Raw genomic sequence first — 18265 nt, 5'->3', positions numbered from 1 at the left:
CCAGCTCCGCCCCCACCCTCACCCCCACCACAGGCAGCAACCGGCTGGGCCCCCGTCGCAGCATCCATGGCGGTAGCAGGTCCAGGGGGTTCAGGTAGTGGTCGGCGCGGAGCAGGCCCCAGTGCAGGCAGGAGCTTCGGGGGCAGTGGGCTCGTGGGGGTTCCAGGGTGCCGATGGGGTCGCCTGCGTTGACTTTGTCGCCCTTGGTGACCGTTGGTCGGACCGGTTCGTAGGTGGTGCGTAGGGGTGGGGTGCCTGTGCCGGAGAGTTCCACCGCGATGACGCCGCGGTCGGCGATGCGGCCCGCGAAGGTGACTCGGCCTGTGGCGGCGGCGCGCACGGGGGTGTCCGGTGGGGCGGCCAGGTCCACGCCGCGGTGGCCCGGTCCGTACTGCGTGGCGGGTGGGTCCCAGCCCCGTACGACCAAGGGGTGGGAAGCCGTCGGCCAGGTGCGGCCCACGGCCGGGACCGGGGGGCCGGGGGTGGTGCGGGCCGAGGGCGGGTGGGGAGTCGGGGGTGGGTGGTCCGCGGCTGTGGCCGCGGGGGTGAGCAGGGCTGCCGCTGTGCCTGCTCCGATCGCTGCCGAAGTGACCGCGGCCGCTGCTCCGCGGATCAGTTTTCGCCGGGTGGGGCGGGGGTTCCGTCGCATGTGATGACGGTCCCGGATCGGGCGGGGTGGCGGGGATCATGGCCTGGATCTGTGGAGTACCCGCTGGTTGTGGACAGCGGCGTCATCCGCGGCCTCGCGGGTCCCGTACACTTCATGTGGCGATCCGGGTCACCGGGTCGACTTCGCACGCCCCGACATCAGGCCATCACCAGCCGGTGTCAGCGCCCCTCGGTCCTTTGCGGCACGGCGCATGCGGGCGTCAGGCGCAGGTGCCGTCCGGCACCCGCGGCACAACCGAGAACACCAAGGAGTACGGCCATGGCCGTCGTCACGATGCGGGAGCTGCTGGAGAGCGGCGTCCACTTCGGTCACCAGACCCGTCGTTGGAACCCGAAGATGAAGCGCTTCATCTTCACGGAGCGCAACGGCATCTACATCATCGACCTGCTCCAGTCGCTGTCGTACATCGACCGCGCCTACGAGTTCGTCAAGGAGACCGTTGCCCACGGCGGCACGGTCATGTTCGTCGGCACGAAGAAGCAGGCGCAGGAGGCGATCGCCGAGCAGGCGACCCGCGTCGGCATGCCCTACGTCAACCAGCGCTGGCTGGGCGGCATGCTCACCAACTTCTCGACCGTCTACAAGCGTCTGCAGCGCCTCAAGGAGCTCGAGCAGATCGACTTCGAGGACGTCGCCGCGTCCGGTCTGACCAAGAAGGAGCTTCTCGTGCTCTCGCGCGAGAAGGCCAAGCTGGAGAAGACCCTCGGTGGTATCCGCGAGATGCAGAAGGTGCCCAGCGCCGTCTGGATCGTGGACACCAAGAAGGAGCACATCGCTGTCGGTGAGGCCCGGAAGCTCAACATTCCGGTTGTCGCCATCCTCGACACCAACTGTGACCCCGACGAGGTCGACTACAAGATCCCGGGCAACGACGACGCGATCCGCTCCGTCACCCTGCTCACCCGCGTGATCGCCGACGCCGTCGCCGAGGGCCTCATCGCCCGTTCCGGCGTTGCCGCCGGTGACTCGAAGCCGGGCGAGAAGGCCCAGGGCGAGCCGCTCGCCGAGTGGGAGCGCGACCTGCTCGAGGGTGAGAAGAAGGCTGACGCCGAGAAGGCCGACGAGCCGAAGGCTGAGGAGCCGAAGGCTGACGAGGCGAAGGCCGAGGAGCCCAAGGCCGCTGAGGCCGAGGCTGAGAAGCCGGCCGAGCAGGGCTGATTCTCGCGGGTACGGGATCCGACCACTTGCGTCGGTTTCCGGCCGCACAGATTCGGTAGTTGACGGCGGGGGCCCGAGCGGCCCCCGCCGTTCACCCGTAGATCTTCGTAGATCCTTCAGACTTCGAGAGAGAAATTCACGATCATGGCGAACTACACCGCCGCTGACGTCAAGAAGCTCCGTGAGCTCACGGGCGCCGGCATGATGGACTGCAAGAAGGCGCTCGACGAGGCCGAGGGCAACGTCGACAAGGCCGTCGAGGCGCTCCGCATCAAGGGCCAGAAGGGCGTCGCCAAGCGTGAGGGCCGCTCCGCCGAGAACGGCGCCGTGGTCTCCCTCATCGCCGACGACAACACCTCCGGCGTCATCGTCGAGCTGAAGTGCGAGACGGACTTCGTCGCCAAGGGCGAGAAGTTCCAGGCCGTCGCGAACGAGCTGGCCGCGCACATCGCCAAGACCTCCCCGGCCGACCTGGAGGCGCTGCTCGCCTCCGAGATCGCCGCGGGCAAGACCGTCCAGGCGTTCGTGGACGAGGCCAACGCGACCCTCGGCGAGAAGATCGTCCTGGACCGCTTCGCGCAGTTCTCCGGTGGCTACGTCACCGCCTACATGCACCGCACGATGCCCGACCTGCCCCCGCAGATCGGTGTCCTCGTCGAGCTGGACAAGCCCAACGCCGAGGTCGCCAAGGGCGTCGCGCAGCACATCGCCGCGTTCGCCCCGAAGTACCTGGCCAAGGACGACGTCCCGGCCGAGGTCGTCGAGGCCGAGCGCCGCGTCGCCGAGGAGACCACGCGCGCGGAGGGCAAGCCCGAGGCCGCCCTGCCGAAGATCGTCGAGGGTCGCCTCAACGGCTTCTTCAAGGACGCGACGCTGCTCGGTCAGCCGTACGCGCTCGACAACAAGAAGTCCGTCGAGAAGGTCCTCCAGGAGGCCGGTGTCAGCCTGAAGCGCTTCTCGCGCATCAAGGTCGGCATCTGAGTCTGTACGTGGCAGACCGCTGGGCCCGCTAGGGTCTTCAGCGGCCACCGCGTACGGAACGTCGCGCGGGTGTGGTGCGGGAGACTGCCACCACGACCTCGTGGGCGACGGACGACCGCAGTTCTGACGAGGAGGCCATTGCCGCGCATGGGATGCGAAACGACACCCCAGCGGCAGTGGCCTTCTTCGTATGTGTGACACGCAAGGAAGCGAGATCTCCATGACCAAGGCCGACTCCAAGAGTGACGACGGCAAAGTTGCCGGGCGCTTCCTGTTGAAGCTCTCCGGCGAGGCGTTCGCCGGGGGCGGGGCGCTCGGCGTCGACCCCGACGTGGTGCACAAGATCGCCCGGGAGATCGCGGCGGTCGTCCGCGACGGCTTCGAGATCGCCATCGTCATCGGCGGCGGCAACTTCTTCCGCGGCGCCGAGCTCCAGCAGCGCGGCATGGACCGGGCCCGCTCCGACTACATGGGCATGCTCGGCACCGTCATGAACTGCCTTGCCCTGCAGGACTTCCTGGAGAAGGAAGGCATCGACTCCCGCGTCCAGACCGCCATCACGATGGGGCAGGTCGCGGAGCCGTACATCCCGCTGCGTGCCGTGCGCCACCTGGAGAAGGGCCGTGTGGTCATCTTCGGTGCCGGTATGGGCATGCCGTACTTCTCCACCGACACCACCGCCGCTCAGCGTGCCCTGGAGATCGACGCCGAGGCCATGCTGATGGGCAAGAACGGTGTGGACGGTGTCTATGACTCCGACCCCAAGACCAACCCCGACGCGGTGAAGTTCGACGCGCTCGGATACAGCGAGGTCATCACCCGCGACCTCAAGGTCGCGGACGCCACGGCGATCACCCTGTGCCGGGACAACAAGCTGCCGATCCTCGTCTTCGAGCTGCTCGCCGAGGGCAATATCGCGCGGGCCGTCAAGGGTGAGAAGATCGGCACGCTCGTGGGCGACCACGACACTCGGTCCTGACTCCAGGGTGTCCCGCACGGGACGCCAGGACGTCCCTCGAGGGATGGACAAAGCCCTGACGGTCGGACACCGTGCAGGGAAAGAGACGCGACGCAGCCGGCCGCCCCATGGACGCCGGGCCCACTCAAGACACGCAGGAGCAAGTGGTGATCGAAGAGACCCTCCTCGAGGCCGAGGAGAAGATGGAGAAGGCCGTCGTGGTCGCCAAGGAGGACTTTGCCGCGATCCGCACTGGTCGTGCGCACCCGGCGATGTTCAACAAGATCGTGGCTGACTACTACGGTGCGCTGACGCCGATCAACCAGCTGGCCTCGTTCTCGGTGCCCGAGCCGCGGATGGCCGTGGTGACCCCGTTCGACAAGAGCGCGCTGCGCAACATCGAGCAGGCGATCCGCGACTCCGACCTGGGCGTCAACCCGAGCAACGACGGCAACATCATTCGTGTGACGTTCCCCGAGCTCACCGAGGAGCGCCGCCGCGAGTACATCAAGGTCGCCAAGACCAAGGGCGAGGACTCCAAGATCTCGATCCGTTCCGTCCGTCGCAAGGCCAAGGAAGCCATCGACAAGGCGATCAAGGACGGCGACATCGGCGAGGACGAGGGGCGTCGCGCCGAGAAGGACCTCGACGACACCACCGCCAAGTACGTCGCTCAGGTGGACGAGCTGCTCAAGCACAAGGAAGCCGAGCTGCTCGAGGTCTGAGTCAGGTCCGAGGAAACTCTGAGGAATCCGATCCGTGAACGACTCTTCCTGGGGGGCGCCGCCCAGAGCGGGGTACTGGGGGCCGCCCGGCCAGGGGCCCGTCCAGGGTGCCGCCCCGACCGGCCCCGCATACGATGCGCATGACGCCGTGCAGCCTTCAGAGACGCAGCCCATGCCCATCGTGCCCGACATGCCCGCGAGCGGCGGGGCCCAGGACGACGACCGGGGGGCCGCTCGGCTGAGTGGCCCCCTGTTCCGTGACGAGTACGAGTACGAGTCCCAGCGCCCGACGCCCACGCCCCCGCAGGAGCCCATGCCCAGCGCACCACAGCCCGCGCCGGCCGCGCCGCAGACGCCGCAGAAGAAGAGCGCGGGCCGGGATCTCGGGGCGGCCATAGGAGTCGGTGTCGGACTCGGCGCCGTGATCATCGCCTCGCTGTTCATCGTGAAGGCCGTGTTCATCGGCGTCATAGCGGTCGCCGTCGTGGTGGGCCTGTGGGAGCTGACCTCGCGGCTCGAGGAGCGCAAGGGCATCAAGGCGCCGCTCGTGCCGCTCGCGGTGGGTGGCGCGGCGATGGTGGTCGCCGGGTATGTGCGCGGGGCCGAGGGTGCCTGGGTGGCGATGGCCCTCACGGCGCTCGCGGTGCTCGTCTGGCGCATGACGGAGCCGCCCGAGGGCTACCTCAAGGACGTCACGGCCGGGGTCTTCGCGGCGTTCTACGTGCCGTTCCTCGCGACGTTCGTGGCGCTCATGCTGACCGCCGACGACGGGCCGCAGCGGGTCCTCACGTTCCTGCTCCTGACGGTGGTCAGCGACACCGGGGCGTATGCGATCGGCTGGCGCTTCGGCAAGCACAAGCTCGCGCCGCGCATCAGCCCCGGCAAGACCCGCGAGGGCCTGGTCGGAGCGGTGACGTTCGCGATGGCGGCGGGTGCGCTGTGCATGCAGTTCCTGATCGACGGCGGCAGCTGGTGGCAGGGGCTGCTGCTCGGCCTCGCGGTCGCGGCGAGCGCGACGCTCGGGGACCTCGGCGAGTCGATGATCAAGCGGGACCTCGGCATCAAGGACATGGGCACGCTGCTGCCGGGGCATGGCGGGATCATGGACCGGCTCGACTCGTTGCTGCCGACGGCGCCGGTGGTGTGGTTGTTGCTGGTGGCGTTCGTGGGGTCGGGGTGAGGGATCGGCCGCTTCGGCTGTCCCTGCTGTCCCTGTGATCAACTGAGATCAACTGAGAGCCCCCGTTCCGCTCGGAACGGGGGCTCGTTGCCGTAAGGTCCCAGGTCATGGGGCGGGCGAGACTTGAGAAGGACGGCACCTATCACGGGGATCTGCCGTGCAAGTGGTGCAAGACGCTGGTCAATCAGGGTGGGCGGCGCAGGCCGCGGCAGTACTGCCGCGGCACGCATCGCTGGAAGGAATACGGCTCGCGGGTCGCCGTGGTGATCGGCGGGATCTTCAGCTGAGGGGTTTTTCCGGGGTCCCGGGGCCCTCTCAGCGGCCGAGTGAGGCAGAGGCTGCCATCTGCGACACTGGTAGAGCCATGCCTAAGCCCGGAGAACTCACCTTTGTCGCGCCCCGCGGAGCCAAGAAGCCCCCGCGGCACCTCGCCGACCTCACGCCCGCCGAGCGCAAGGAAGCTGTCGCCGCGATCGGCGAGAAGCCGTTCCGCGCCAAGCAGCTCTCGCAGCACTACTTCGCGCGGTACGCCCACGATCCGGACCAGTGGACGGACATTCCGGCGGCCGCGCGCGGCAAGCTGCAGGAGGCGCTGCTTCCTGAGCTGATGTCCGTGGTGCGGCACATCAGCTGTGACGACGACACCACCCGCAAGACCCTGTGGCGGCTGTTCGACGGGACGCTCGTCGAGTCGGTGCTGATGCGCTATCCCGACCGGGTCACCATGTGCATCAGCTCGCAGGCCGGGTGCGGGATGAACTGCCCGTTCTGCGCGACCGGGCAGGCCGGGCTCGACCGGAACCTGTCCACCGCCGAGATCGTCCACCAGATCGTCGACGGGATGCGGGCGCTGCGCGACGGGGAGATTCCCGGCGGGCCGGCCAGGCTGTCCAACATCGTGTTCATGGGCATGGGGGAGCCGCTCGCCAACTACAAGCGGGTCGTGCAGGCCATTCGTGCGCTGACCGACCCCGAGCCGGACGGTCTGGGGCTCTCGCAGCGCGGCATCACCGTGTCGACGGTCGGGCTCGTCCCGGCCATCCACCGCTTCGCCGACGAGGGCTTCAAGTGCCGCCTCGCCATCTCGCTGCACGCGCCGGACGACGAGCTGCGCGACACCCTCGTACCGGTCAACACGCGGTGGAAGGTGCGGGAAGTGATGGACGCCGGATGGGAGTACGCCGCCAAGTCGGGGCGCCGCCTGTCCATCGAGTACGCGCTGATCCGGGACATCAACGACCAGGCGTGGCGCGGTGACCGGCTCGGGCGGCTGCTCAAGGGCAAGCCCGTGCATGTGAACCTCATCCCGCTGAACCCGACGCCGGGCTCGAAGTGGACCGCCTCGCGGCCCGAGGACGAGAAGGCATTCGTCGAGGCCATCGCCGCCCACGGGGTGCCCGTCACCATCCGGGACACCCGTGGCCAGGAGATCGACGGTGCGTGCGGGCAGCTCGCCGCGGCCGAGCGGTAAAGTTCACTACTGACATCTGCATATTCCGACAGGGGAGCGCCACAGCGCTGAGAGTGCGGCAGCCGGGGACAGGCGGGCCGCAGACCCTCTGAACCTTGCCCGGGTCATTCCGGGTAGGAAGTTCGGTCACCACTCATCAAGCTGTTGCGCCCTGCCCGGGAACCCTTCGGGGGTCCCGGGCAGGGCCGCGTCTTCTCCTGGTCACCCCCAGGAGGAATGAACTCAGTGAGCACCACCAGCACCACCAGGACCAAGAAGGTCTGTGTCGTCGCCGTTGCCGTGGGGCTCGGGCTCGTCGCCGTCTCCGCGTGCGGCAGCTCCGACAGCGGGTCGGCGTCCGGCTCCAAGGACGTGACCCTCGTGACCCACGAGTCCTTCAACGTGTCGAAGGACGTCCTGAAGGACTTCGAGAAGCAGTCCGGTTACAAGGTGCATGTCCTGAAAAGCGGTGATGCCGGAGAGGCGGTCAACAAGGCCGTCCTCAGCAAGGGCAACCCGCAGGGCGACGTCTTCTTCGGCGTCGACAACACGCTCCTGTCCCGCGCCCTCGACCAGGGCGTCTTCACCCCGTACGAGGCGAAGGGGCTCTCCGGGATCCCGGCCGACCTGCAGCTGGACAAGGGCGAGCACCGTGTCACGCCCGTCGACACCGGTGACATCTGCGTCAACTACGACAAGAAGTACTTCGCCGACCACAAGCTGGCGCCGCCGAAGTCCTTCGACGATCTGGCCAAGCCCGCGTACAAGAACCTGCTGGTGACGGAGAACGTCGCCACGTCCTCGCCGGGGCTCGGCTTCATGCTCGCCACCGCCGCCAAGTACGGCGACGACGGCTGGCAGGACTACTGGAAGAAGCTCGACGCCAACGGAGTCAAGGTCGTCGACGGCTGGGAGCAGGCGTACAACGAGGAGTTCTCCGGGTCCGCCGGAGGCAAGAAGGCCAAGGGCGACCGGCCGCTCGTCGTGTCGTACGCCTCGTCGCCGCCCGTCGAGGTCCTCTACGCCAAGCCGCAGCCCAAGGAGGCGCCCACCGGCGTCGCCACCGGGACGTGCTTCAGGCAGATCGAGTTCGCGGGGCTGCTCGACGGCGCGAAGAACGAGAAGGGCGGCAAGGCGCTCCTCGACTTCCTGATCAGCAAGAAGTTCCAGGAGGACATGCCGCTCAACATGTTCGTCAAGCCTGCGCTCAAGGAGGCGAAGGTGCCGGAGCTGTTCACCAAGTTCGGTGCGACCGTGACCCCGGAGACCATGGCGCCCAAGAAGATCGCCGCCAACCGTGACGCGTGGGTCAAGTCGTGGACCTCGCTCGTACAGAAGTAGGCCCGAAGGGCCGTGAGGCCCGTGACGGGGGCTGGCGGGGGAGCGCGGCGCGGCTCGGGCTCATGGCCGTGCCCGTCGCGTTCTTCGCGGTGTTCTTCGCCTACCCCGTCGCGGCGATCGTCGCGCGCGGGCTGAAGGTCGGCGGGGTCTGGCAGTTCGGGCGGATCGCGGAGGTGCTCGGGCAGTCCGACATCCGGGACGTGCTGTGGTTCACGACCTGGCAGGCGCTCGCGTCGACCGCGCTCACGCTGCTGATCGCGCTCCCCGGCGCCTACGTCTTCGCGCGCTTCGAGTTTCCCGGCAAGCAGGTGCTGCGGGCCGTCGTCACCGTGCCGTTCGTGCTGCCGACCGTCGTCGTCGGCACGGCCTTCCTGGCGCTGCTCGGCCGCGACGGGCTCCTCGACGCCTGGTGGGGGGTGCGCCTGGACACCACGGTGTGGGCGATCCTCCTCGCGCACGTCTTCTTCAACTACGCCGTCGTCGTACGGACGGTGGGCGGGCTCTGGTCGCAGCTCGACCCGCGCCAGGAGGAGGCCGCGCGGATGCTCGGCGCCTCCCGGTGGCGGGCCTGGCGGACGGTGACGCTGCCCGCGCTCGCGCCCGCCGTGGCCGCAGCCGCGCTGATGGTGTTCCTCTTCACCTTCACGTCGTTCGGCATCGTGCAGATCCTCGGCGGGCCCGCCTACTCCACCCTCGAAGTGGAGATCTACCGGCAGACCGCGCAGCTCCTCGACCTGCCGACGGCCGCCGTGCTCACCCTCGTCCAGTTCGCGGCGGTCGGCCTGATCCTCGCCGTGCACGCCTGGACGGTGCGGCGACGGGAGAGCGCCCTGAAGCTGGTCTCCGCCGCGGCGGTGGCGCGGCGGCCGCGCGGGGCGGGGCAGTGGTCGCTGCTCGCGTTCGTCCTCGCCACGATCGTCGTGCTGATCCTGCTGCCGCTCGGCGTCCTCGTGCAGCGTTCCTTCGACGGGCCCGACGGCTTCGGGCTGCTGTACTTCAGGGAGCTGACGTCGGCGGAGGGCGGGGCGTTCCTGGTGCCGCCGATCGACGCGATCGGCAACTCCCTCCAGTACGCCCTCGCGGCCACCGCCATCGCCGTCGTCATCGGCGGGCTCGCCGCCGCCGCGCTCACCCGCAGGGCCGGGCGGCTCGTACGGGGCTTCGACGCGCTGCTGATGCTGCCGCTCGGGGTGTCGGCCGTCACCGTCGGCTTCGGCTTCCTGATCACCCTGGACGAGCCGCCGCTCGACCTGCGCTCCTCATGGATCCTGGTGCCGCTCGCCCAGGCGCTGGTGGGCGTGCCCTTCGTCGTGCGGACGATGCTGCCCGTGCTGCGGGCCGTGGACGGGCGGCTGCGGGAGGCGGCCGCCGTGCTCGGGGCGTCGCCGCTGCGGGCCTGGCGGGAGGTCGACCTGCCGATGGTGCGGCGGGCGCTGCTGATCGCAGCCGGGTTCGCCTTCGCCGTGTCGCTCGGCGAGTTCGGCGCCACCGTGTTCATCGCGCGGCCCGACAACCCGACCCTGCCGGTCGCCGTGGCGCGGCTGCTCGGGCGGGCCGGGGACCTCAACTACGGCCAGGCGATGGCCCTTTCGACGATCCTCATGGCGGTGTGCGCGGTATCGCTGCTGCTCCTCGAACGGATCCGGACCGAACGCACCACGGGAGAGTTCTGATGGCCTTGCTGACGCTGGACCGGGCGGAGGTGCGGTTCGGGGAGCGTGCCGCGCTCGACGCCGTGGACTTGTCCGTCGCCGAGCACGAGACCGTGTGCGTGCTCGGGCCCAGCGGCAGCGGCAAGTCGACGCTGCTGCGGGCCGTCGCGGGGCTCCAGGGCCTCGACGGCGGCCGGGTCGTCCTCGACGGCCGTGACCAGGGCGGGGTGCCCGCGCACAAGCGGGGCGTCGGCCTGATGTTCCAGGACCACCAGCTGTTCCCGCAGCGGGACGTGGGCGGCAATGTGGCTTTCGGGCTGCGGATGCATGGGGTCTCGAAGGGCGAACAGGACGCACGCGTACGGGAGTTGCTCGCCCTTGTCGGGCTGCCCGGCGCCGAGCGGCGCGCCGTCGCCACGCTCTCCGGCGGCGAGCAGCAGCGGGTCGCCCTGGCCCGCGCGCTCGCCCCCCGGCCCCGGCTGCTGATGCTGGACGAGCCGCTCGGCCAGCTCGACCGGTCGCTGCGCGAACGGCTCGTCGTCGAACTGCGGGAGCTCTTCGGCGAGTTGGGCACGACCGTGCTCGCGGTCACCCATGACCAGGGGGAGGCGTTCGCGCTCGCCGACCGGGTCGTGGTCATGCGGGACGGGCGGATCGCCCAGTCCGGCACGCCACTTGAGGTGTGGCAGCGGCCCGTCGACGCGTTCGTGGCGCGGTTCCTCGGCTTCGACAACGTCGTCGAGGCGACGGTGTCGGGTTCGGGTGACGTGGCCGACACCGTGTGGGGCAAGGTGCCGGTGCCCGCCGGTACCCGGCAGGGCGCGTGTGAGCTGCTGGTGCGGCCCACCGGGGTGCGGCTCGGGCCCGCCGAGGAGGGGCTGGGCTGCGAGGTGGTGGCGCGCACCTTCCGGGGCACCCATGTCGCGGTGCGGCTGCGGCCGGTGGAGGGGCCGCGCATCGAGGCGGCCTGCCCGCTGGGGGAGGCGCCCGAGGTGGGGGACATGGTGGGGGTCGGGTTCGGGGCCGGGGATGTCGTGGTGCTGGACCGGCGTGACGGGCGTGACGTAGGTGGGGCGCCTGAGGCGGCAGAAGCGCCCGGCGTGCGGGGGTCCGGGCAGTCCGAAACCGGAGTGCGGGGGCCTTTCAAGGCGAACTAGGGTGCGCCCATGACGACACTGGAGTACGAGCGCTACTGCGACGAAGTCGCCGGTCAGCTGGCCGCGTTGCGGGCGACGCTCACGGGGGCGGACCTCACGGTCACGGTGCCGACCTGTCCCGACTGGACGCTGGGCGAGCTGGCCCGGCACGTCGGGCGGGCGGTGCGGTGGGCGGAGATCATGCTGCGGACGGGCACCGACAAGCCCGTCGACGAGAAGGAGATCCCCGGGGCCGAGGCGCCCGGTGACGACGACCCCGCGGGGCTCGACGCCTGGCTGGCCGAGTCGGCGCAGCTCGTGGTGGGGACGCTGCGGGAGGTGGGGCCCGAGGCGTTCGTGTGGACGTGGACCGAGGCGCGGGACGCCGCGTTCTGGGCGCGGCGCATGACCCATGAGGTGGCGGTCCACCGGGCGGACGCGGCGATCGCCGTGGGCGTGCCGTACGAGGTGGACCCCGAGGTCGCGGCCGACGCGATCGACGAGTGGCTGGACATCGTGCGGTTCGTGCAGCGGGCCGATCCCTCGGACAGCGCCGCCGAGTTGAAGGGGGCGGGGCGGAGCATCCACCTGCACGCGACGGACGCGGGGCCCGGCCTGGAGGCCGAGTGGCTCATCGAGTTCGGGGACGACGGGTTCGGGTGGCGGCGGGGGCATGAGAAGGCGACGGTTGCGGTGCGGGGGCCGTTGACGGAGGTGTTGCTGGCCTTCTACAGGAGGCGGAGCCTCGACGACGGTGGTGTTGAGGTGCTGGGGGAGCGGGAGTTGCTGGACTTCTGGCTGGAGCGGGCGTCGTTCGGCTGAGCGGTGGGTGGGGGCCGGGCTGTGCCTCCGGCGGTTCCTTCCCCAGCCCCGCCCCTTCCCGAAACCGGGGGCTCCGCCCCCGGGCCCCCGTATCGGCCTGAACGGCCTCGTCCTCAATCGCCGGACGGGCTGGAGGGGCCGCGCGACGTCAGGGCGCCGGGTGCGTCCTCCACGTCCTCCACCAACGCGATCCTCCCCTCCATCGAGCGCCCCTCGGCCAACGCCCGCAGCAGCGGCCACGCCGGGAAGCGCGTCGTCCAGTGCTCTCGGTTCACCAGGACCATCGGGCGGGGCTCGCCCCGGGACTCGTAGTAGTTGGGGGTCGCCGCGTCGAAGATCTCCTGGATGGTGCCGGCCGCGCCGGGGAGGAAGATGACGCCCGCGGTGGAGCGGGCGAGCAGGCCGTCCTCGCGGGTCGCGTTGGCGAAGTACTTGGCCAGGTGCGAGGCGAAGGCGTTCGGCGGCTCGTGGCCGTAGAACCAGGTGGGGATGCCCACCGAGGTGCCGCCGGACGGCCAGCGCTCCCTGACCGTGAAGGCCGCACGCGCCCACTCCGTCACCGAGGGGGTGAACGACGGTGCCTTGGCGAGGAGTTCGAGGGCCTCGTCCAGCATGGCGTCGTCGAACGGCGCCGCGTACGCGCCCAGGTTCGCCGCCTCCATCGCGCCGGGCCCGCCTCCCGTCGCCACCGTGAGGCCGGACCGGGTCAGGGTGCGGCCGAGGCGGGCCGCGTCCTCGTACTCGCGGGTGCCGCGCGCCATCGCGTGGCCGCCCATGACGCCCACCACCCGCGCCCCGGCGAGGAGTTCGTCGAGGGCGTCGGAGATGGAGTCGTCGTGGATGGCGCGCAGCATCGACGCGAGGACGTCGCCGTCCTCCTTGGTGCGCTGGAACCAGGCATAGGCGTGGGCGTCCGGCGTCGCGTCGTAGCCGTCGGCGGTGTCCAGGCCCTCGAACAGGTCGGCGGGCGTGTAGAGCAGGCCCCGGTAGGGGTTGAAGGGGAGACCCGGGACGGGCGGGAAGACGAGGGCGCCGGCGGCGCGGACCGATGCGATGGCCGCGTCGTCCATCGGGCAGCCGAGGAAGACGGCGCCCGTGACGTCGGCGGTGTGCAGCGCGGCCGTGCGGCCTGTCAGGTCGACGGCCTGGACGCGGTGCCCGGCCAGGGAGCCCTTCGCCGCGACGGTCTCGTCGAACTCGGTGAGCGTCTCGATCTCGCGGTCGGTGCCGGGGCCCTCAGGGGCGGATGTCTCGGACATCCGCCCATGCTAGGCAGCCCCACGTAGCACCGGTGTCAGTTCTGCACCGCCGCCGGGTCCATCCACATGACCTCCCAGGTGTGGCCGTCGAGGTCGTCGAAGGCGCGGCCGTACATCTGGCCGTAGTCCTGGGTCTTGCCCGCCGTGCCGCCCGCCGCCACGGCCGCGTCGACGAGCTCGTCGACCTTCTCGCGGGACTCGGCGCTCAGACACAGCAGCACCTCGCTGGACTTGGTGGCGTCCGCGATCTCCTTCTGCGTGAAGGTCGCGTAGTGCTGCTTGCTCAGCATCATCGCGATGATGGTGTCGCTGATGACCACGCAGACGCAGTCGTCGGACGAGAACTGCGGGTTGATCGTGTAGCCGAGCTCCGTGAAGAACTTCTTCGACGCCTCGACGTTGTCGACGGCCAGGTTCACGAAGATCATCTGCTGGTACATGAGTGTCTCTCCCAGTGAGTGCGGGTGCCTTTCGCCGGGGTAGACACCTGTTCGGTGCGGAACTCATCGGCCGCGGGGAAATTTTCTGGGGGAATTTCCTCAGGGCACCAGCGGAAGCGCCGCCAGCTCCGCGACCGCCCAGGTCAGCGGCCCGAACACGGCGAGCAGCGCACCCGCACGCAGCGCCGCCGAGCCGCGCAGCATCGACGCGGGCGCCCCGAGCCGCAGCAGCGCGGCCGTGGTGTGGGCGCGGGACTGGCGGGCCTCGACGGAGGCCGTCGCCAGGGTCAGCACCGCGCACCCGGCCACGAGCAGCGAGCCGAGCACGGTGAGCGGGCCGGTGCCGGGCAGGGCGGGACTTCCGGAGGAGGAGATGACGGCGGCCGCGTACGCGCCGGAGGCGACCGCGCAGACCACGCCGAGCGGCCGTCCGATCCGCCGGGCCTCCTCCATCAGGACCCGCCCGGCGAGCAGCCGCATCGCCCCGGGCCGCACCATCTGCAGCAGGTGGCCGCAGAGGTAGGTGAGGCCGGGTCCGGCGAGGGCCAGGCCGAGTGCGGTGAGGGCCCAGCCCGCGAGGACTCCGGCGGGGGACTCGGTCAGGCCGCCGGGCAGCGGCATGCCGTCGGAGTCGCCCGCCCGGCTCGCGTACGTCTCCACGGCGAGGCCCGCCGCGAGCAGCGCCACGCCCCAGGGCAGCCCGCTCGGGGCGGGGGCCGGGGCGCTCGGCCGGTCGGGGTCCGCGGGGGCGGCGGGATCCGCGGGCCCCGCGCCTTCCTCGGTGGGCCGGACGGTGCGCGGGCGCAGTACGAGGGCGCTGGCCGCGGACGCGGTGAGCGGGACGACGGCGAGCAGGGTGAGGGCGGCGGCGAGCGGCAACGGCCGGTCGGCGGCGAGGAGTTCGGCGGCGGCGCCGTCGAAGGGCAGGCCGGTGATGTCGCCGCGCAGGTGGAGGAAGAACAGCAGCGCCACCATGGAGCCGAGCGTGCAGGCCACCGCCGTGGAGACCGCGGCGATCAGCATGAGCCGCCCCGGGCCGAGCCCGACCGCCGACAGGCCGGGGCGCGGCCGGGTCGCCGGGTCGGTGCGGGCGACGGCGACGGCGAAGTGGACGGTGGCGGCGAGGGGGGCCGCGCACCAGGCGAGGCGGAGCACGGAGCCCGCTCCCGGGTGGCCCATCGCGTACCCCAGGGTGCACAGCAGCAGGAAGCCCGTGCCGGCCGCCGCCGCGGTGACCAGGAGGCGGCGCAGCAGGACCAGGGGGTGGGCGCCGCGGGCTAGACGGAGAGCGAGCACGCGGCCCGGCCTTCCGTACCGGAGGTGCCGGCGGCGCGGCTGGGCCCGCCCTGACCGCCCTGCCCGCCCTGACCGCCCTGGGTGTCCGAACTCCCGGGCAGGTGCACGGTGTTGACCCGGCGGCCGTCGAGGAGCGTGACCGTGCGGTCGGCGAGCGTGGCGACCTCCGCGTCGTGGGTGGCGAGGACGACGGTGATGCCGTGCGAGCGGGCCGCCGTGGTGAGGGTGCGCAGCACGTGGGCGCGGTCGGCGCGGTGCAGCGGGGCGGTGGGCTCGTCGGCGAAGAGCACGGACGGCGTGGTGACCAGGGCGCGGGCGATGGAGACGCGCTGCCGCTCGGCCTGGAGCAGGGCGTGCGGGCGCTTGCGGGCGACCAGGCCGATGTCGAGGCGGTCCAGCCACTCCTGGGCGGCGGTCTTGGACACGCGGTGGGAGGCGCCGCGCAGCATCAGTGGCAGCGCGACGTTCTCCCAGGCGGTGAGCTCGGGGACGAGGTGGGGCTGGGGGTCGATCCAGCCGAAGCGGTCGCGGCGAAGGCGTTCGCGGACCAGCGGGCCCATCGTGTGGACGGGGGCGCTGTTGAACCACACCTCGCCCTGCTGGGGCAGGAGTTGACCCGACAGGCACTGCAGGAGCGTCGTCTTGCCGCTGCCGCGCGGGCCGCCCACGGCGAGGATCTCGCCCTCGCGGACACCGAGCGAGACGCCGGTGAGCGCGGGGGAGCCGTTGTGTGTGACGTGCAGTGCGCGTGCCCACAGCACGTCGTTGTCCGGCGGGGCCACCATGGCGTACACCTCGGTTCGGATCGGTTGTTGCCATCCCCCGTACGGGGGAACGACTGCGGACGCAATCGGTCACGAAGGGCCCGGCTGGTACGTTCCCGACGTGCGCCGCGAGAACCAAGCACGCACAGGCAGCCACCTCGCTTGCAATGACAACCGGGCTGGTTCCAACCCGGCTGGTGCTGATCGCGTAAGACCTGACGGGCCGCCAGTTCGTCAGGCGGCGTGAGCCAGGAATCCCCTCCTTCGGGAAGGGGAGGATTCAATGGGCACGCTAGGGATCCGGTGGTTTGGGGCCGAAAGCGACGCGGCCCGGGGGCGCCCGTTCTCACTCGAACGGGCGCCCCCGGGGCCGGTGTTGGAGACCTCTCAGAGACCTCTCGGGTCCTCTCAGGAGGGCTCTACAGCTTCGTCCACGCCTCCGTGAGGACCGAGCGCAGGACGGACTCGATCTCGTCGAACGTCTGCTGGTTCGAGATCAGCGGCGGGGCGAGCTGGACGACCGGGTCGCCGCGGTCGTCGGCGCGGCAGTACAGGCCGTTCTCGTAGAGGGCCTTGGAGAGGAAGCCGTAGAGGATCCGCTCCGTCTCCTCGTCGTTGAACGTCTCCTTGGTGGCCTTGTCCTTCACGAGCTCGATGCCGTAGAAGAAGCCGTTGCCGCGGACGTCGCCGACGATCGGCAGGTCGCTCAGCTTGTCGAGGGTGCTGAAGAACGCCGACTCGTTGTCGAGGACGTGCTGGTTGAGGCCCTCGCGTTCGAAGATGTCGAGGTTGGCGAGGCCGACGGCCGCGGAGACCGGGTGGCCGCCGAAGGTGTAGCCGTGCAGGAAGGTGTTGTCGCCCTTGTAGAACGGCTCGGCGATCTTGTCGGAGACGATGCACGCGCCGATCGGGGAGTAGCCCGAGGTCATGCCCTTGGCGCAGGTGATCATGTCCGGGACGTAGCCGAACTTGTCGCAGGCGAACATCGTGCCGAGGCGGCCGAAGGCGCAGATGACCTCGTCCGAGACGAGCAGCACGTCGTACTGGTCGCAGATCTCGCGCACCCGCTGGAAGTAGCCGGGCGGGGGCGGGAAGCAGCCGCCCGCGTTCTGCACCGGCTCCAGGAAGACCGCGGCGACGGTCTCCGGGCCCTCGAAGAGGATCTGCTGCTCGATCTGGTCGGCGGCCCAGCGCCCGAACGCCTCGGGGTCGTCGCCGTGGATCGGGGCGCGGTAGATGTTGGTGTTCGGGACCTTGTGGGCGCCGGGCACCAGCGGCTCGAACGGGGCCTTCAGGGCCGGGAGTCCGGTGATGGACAGGGCGCCCTGCGGGGTGCCGTGGTAGGCGACGGCGCGCGAGATGACCTTGTACTTGGTGTGCTGGCCCTTGAGCTTCCAGTACTGCTTCGCCAGCTTCCACGCGGTCTCGACGGCCTCGCCGCCGCCGGTGGTGAAGAAGACCTTGTTGAGGTCGCCGGGGGCGTAGTCGGCGAGACGTTCCGCCAGCTCGACGGCCTTGGGGTGGGCGTAGCTCCACACCGGGAAGAAGGCCAGCTCCTGCGCCTGCTTGTAGGCGGTCTCGGCGAGCTCGTGGCGGCCGTGGCCGGCGTTGACCACGAACAGGCCGGAGAGGCCGTCCAGGTAGCGCTTGCCCTTGTCGTCGTAGATGTAGGTGCCCTCGCCACGCACGATGGTGGGGACGGGCGCGTTCTCGTACGACGACATGCGGGTGAAGTGCATCCACAGGTGGTCGTAGGCGGTCTGGCTGAGGTCCTTGCTCACGGCTATCGGGTTCCCCACATATAGGTCTGCTTCTTGAGCTTGAGGTAGACGAAGCTCTCGGTGGAGCGCACGCCGGGGAGCGCACGGATCCGCTTGTTGATGACTTCGAGCAGGTGGTCGTCGTCCTCGCAGACGATCTCCACGAGGAGGTCGTACGAGCCCGCGGTCATCACCACGTACTCGACCTCCGACATGGCGGTCAGCGCGTCCGCCACCGGGTCCAGGTCGCCCTCGACGGTGATGCCGACCATCGCCTGCCTGCGGAAGCCCACGGTGAGCGGGTCCGTGACCGCGACGATCTGCATGACGCCCTGGTCGAGGAGCTTCTGGACGCGCTGGCGCACGGCCGCTTCGGAGAGGCCGACGGCCTTGCCGATGGCGGCGTACGGACGGCGGCCGTCCTCCTGGAGCTGTTCGATGATCGCCAGGGAGACGGCGTCGATGGAGGAGGACGGGCTCCCGCCGCGGGAGCTGCTGGGGTCTGCGCTGCGACTGGCCACGAGCTCACTCTGCATGAGGACTCGTCAGTCCCGCAACCCCAAACCGATGAAATTCGTTGTTTGCCAGCTTGATACTCACGGATTCCGTAGTTCGTGAGGGGTGGGGGGTGTCGAAAGCGTTGGTGTACGGACTAGGGTGGGTGTCTCAACCC

Annotated in this window: 18 protein-coding genes; 11 read left to right on the top strand and 7 right to left on the bottom strand. The window is 70.4% G+C overall.

Annotation, left to right across the window (positions count from 1 at the left end; translation table 11 throughout):
• Nucleotides 1-649 (bottom strand): murein hydrolase activator EnvC family protein (locus tag ACQB60_RS41675; protein ID WP_496931312.1); only part of this gene is annotated, 649 nt, incomplete at its 3' end.
• 279 nt (nt 650-928) lie between these two features.
• Here ACQB60_RS41675 and rpsB point away from each other — a divergent pair.
• The 11 genes from rpsB (at nt 929) to ACQB60_RS41620 (ending at nt 12073) form a co-directional block, all read left to right on the top strand.
• Complete coding sequence (rpsB, locus tag ACQB60_RS41670; protein ID WP_496931311.1) at nt 929-1828, top strand: 30S ribosomal protein S2; 900 nt, start codon at nt 929-931, stop codon at nt 1826-1828.
• Between the two features lie 144 nt (nt 1829-1972).
• Nucleotides 1973-2809, top strand: coding sequence for a translation elongation factor Ts (gene tsf, locus ACQB60_RS41665; RefSeq protein ID WP_496931310.1), 837 nt, complete (start codon nt 1973-1975; stop codon nt 2807-2809).
• A gap of 220 nt (nt 2810-3029) precedes the next feature.
• Entirely contained in the window at nt 3030-3788 is a 759-nt protein-coding gene (pyrH, locus tag ACQB60_RS41660; protein ID WP_384833647.1) for a UMP kinase, read from the top strand.
• 146 nt (nt 3789-3934) lie between these two features.
• Nucleotides 3935-4492 (top strand): ribosome recycling factor, encoded by a 558-nt coding sequence (gene frr / locus ACQB60_RS41655; RefSeq protein WP_496931309.1) that lies wholly within the window; start codon nt 3935-3937, stop codon nt 4490-4492.
• A 34-nt stretch (nt 4493-4526) separates the two neighbouring features.
• The gene (locus tag ACQB60_RS41650; RefSeq protein WP_496931308.1) at nt 4527-5672 is read left to right on the top strand and encodes a phosphatidate cytidylyltransferase; all 1146 of its coding nucleotides are present in this window, start codon (nt 4527-4529) and stop codon (nt 5670-5672) included.
• A gap of 107 nt (nt 5673-5779) precedes the next feature.
• Nucleotides 5780-5959 carry a hypothetical protein gene (locus tag ACQB60_RS41645; protein WP_496931307.1) on the top strand — a complete coding sequence of 60 codons (180 nt, stop codon included), beginning with the start codon at nt 5780-5782 and terminating at the stop codon, nt 5957-5959.
• 77 nt (nt 5960-6036) lie between these two features.
• A complete protein-coding gene (gene rlmN, locus ACQB60_RS41640) occupies nt 6037-7143 on the top strand; it encodes a dual-specificity RNA methyltransferase RlmN (protein ID WP_384833659.1) in 1107 nt (368 codons plus the stop codon).
• Nucleotides 7144-7359: 216 nt separating this feature from the next.
• Entirely contained in the window at nt 7360-8463 is a 1104-nt protein-coding gene (locus tag ACQB60_RS41635) for a thiamine ABC transporter substrate-binding protein (protein ID WP_496931306.1), read from the top strand.
• A complete protein-coding gene (locus tag ACQB60_RS41630; RefSeq protein ID WP_496931305.1) occupies nt 8439-10136 on the top strand; it encodes an ABC transporter permease in 1698 nt (565 codons plus the stop codon). Before ACQB60_RS41635 ends, ACQB60_RS41630 begins: the two co-directional genes overlap by 25 nt.
• A complete protein-coding gene (locus ACQB60_RS41625; protein ID WP_496931304.1) occupies nt 10136-11272 on the top strand; it encodes an ABC transporter ATP-binding protein in 1137 nt (378 codons plus the stop codon). Before ACQB60_RS41630 ends, ACQB60_RS41625 begins: the two co-directional genes overlap by 1 nt.
• Before the next feature lie 9 nt (nt 11273-11281).
• The gene (locus ACQB60_RS41620) at nt 11282-12073 is read left to right on the top strand and encodes a maleylpyruvate isomerase family mycothiol-dependent enzyme (RefSeq protein ID WP_496931303.1); all 792 of its coding nucleotides are present in this window, start codon (nt 11282-11284) and stop codon (nt 12071-12073) included.
• A gap of 113 nt (nt 12074-12186) precedes the next feature.
• Here the strand turns inward: ACQB60_RS41620 and ACQB60_RS41615 are convergent, their stop codons facing one another.
• From ACQB60_RS41615 to ACQB60_RS41590, 6 genes are all read right to left on the bottom strand, one after another.
• The gene (locus ACQB60_RS41615) at nt 12187-13332 is read right to left on the bottom strand and encodes an LOG family protein (RefSeq protein WP_496931302.1); all 1146 of its coding nucleotides are present in this window, start codon (nt 13330-13332) and stop codon (nt 12187-12189) included.
• Between the two features lie 35 nt (nt 13333-13367).
• A complete protein-coding gene (locus tag ACQB60_RS41610; protein WP_496931301.1) occupies nt 13368-13772 on the bottom strand; it encodes a VOC family protein in 405 nt (134 codons plus the stop codon).
• A 99-nt stretch (nt 13773-13871) separates the two neighbouring features.
• A complete protein-coding gene (locus ACQB60_RS41605) occupies nt 13872-15068 on the bottom strand; it encodes a hypothetical protein (protein WP_496931300.1) in 1197 nt (398 codons plus the stop codon).
• On the bottom strand, nt 15050-15853 hold the full coding sequence (locus ACQB60_RS41600) for an ABC transporter ATP-binding protein (RefSeq protein WP_496931299.1): 804 nt from the start codon (nt 15851-15853) through the stop codon (nt 15050-15052). The genes ACQB60_RS41605 and ACQB60_RS41600 overlap by 19 nt, the downstream gene beginning before the upstream one ends.
• A 398-nt stretch (nt 15854-16251) precedes the next feature.
• Complete coding sequence (locus ACQB60_RS41595) at nt 16252-17631, bottom strand: aspartate aminotransferase family protein (protein ID WP_496931298.1); 1380 nt, start codon at nt 17629-17631, stop codon at nt 16252-16254.
• Nucleotides 17616-18128, bottom strand: a complete 513-nt coding sequence (locus ACQB60_RS41590) for an Lrp/AsnC family transcriptional regulator (protein WP_496931297.1) — start codon at nt 18126-18128, stop codon at nt 17616-17618. Before ACQB60_RS41590 ends, ACQB60_RS41595 begins: the two co-directional genes overlap by 16 nt.
• Nucleotides 18129-18265: the final 137 nt, after the last annotated feature.

This window comes from Streptomyces odontotermitis, assembly GCF_050510915.1.
In the GTDB taxonomy this organism is placed as follows: domain Bacteria; phylum Actinomycetota; class Actinomycetes; order Streptomycetales; family Streptomycetaceae; genus Streptomyces.
This window is presented reverse-complemented; position numbering and strand designations above follow the sequence as displayed.

What these genes read in the sequence shown, in the direction of transcription:
- ACQB60_RS41610 (WP_496931301.1), bottom strand. Translation starts at nt 13,772, where the DNA reads ATGTACCAGCAGATGATCTTCGTGAACCTGGCCGTCGACAACGTCGAG.
- ACQB60_RS41620 (WP_496931303.1), top strand. Translation starts at nt 11,282, where the DNA reads ATGACGACACTGGAGTACGAGCGCTACTGCGACGAAGTCGCCGGTCAG.
- ACQB60_RS41645 (WP_496931307.1), top strand. Translation starts at nt 5,780, where the DNA reads ATGGGGCGGGCGAGACTTGAGAAGGACGGCACCTATCACGGGGATCTG.
- ACQB60_RS41590 (WP_496931297.1), bottom strand. Translation starts at nt 18,128, where the DNA reads ATGCAGAGTGAGCTCGTGGCCAGTCGCAGCGCAGACCCCAGCAGCTCC.
- ACQB60_RS41600 (WP_496931299.1), bottom strand. Translation starts at nt 15,853, where the DNA reads ATGGTGGCCCCGCCGGACAACGACGTGCTGTGGGCACGCGCACTGCAC.
- ACQB60_RS41625 (WP_496931304.1), top strand. Translation starts at nt 10,136, where the DNA reads ATGGCCTTGCTGACGCTGGACCGGGCGGAGGTGCGGTTCGGGGAGCGT.
- ACQB60_RS41615 (WP_496931302.1), bottom strand. Translation starts at nt 13,332, where the DNA reads ATGTCCGAGACATCCGCCCCTGAGGGCCCCGGCACCGACCGCGAGATC.
- rpsB (WP_496931311.1), top strand. Translation starts at nt 929, where the DNA reads ATGGCCGTCGTCACGATGCGGGAGCTGCTGGAGAGCGGCGTCCACTTC.
- rlmN (WP_384833659.1), top strand. Translation starts at nt 6,037, where the DNA reads ATGCCTAAGCCCGGAGAACTCACCTTTGTCGCGCCCCGCGGAGCCAAG.
- tsf (WP_496931310.1), top strand. Translation starts at nt 1,973, where the DNA reads ATGGCGAACTACACCGCCGCTGACGTCAAGAAGCTCCGTGAGCTCACG.
- ACQB60_RS41635 (WP_496931306.1), top strand. Translation starts at nt 7,360, where the DNA reads ATGAACTCAGTGAGCACCACCAGCACCACCAGGACCAAGAAGGTCTGT.
- pyrH (WP_384833647.1), top strand. Translation starts at nt 3,030, where the DNA reads ATGACCAAGGCCGACTCCAAGAGTGACGACGGCAAAGTTGCCGGGCGC.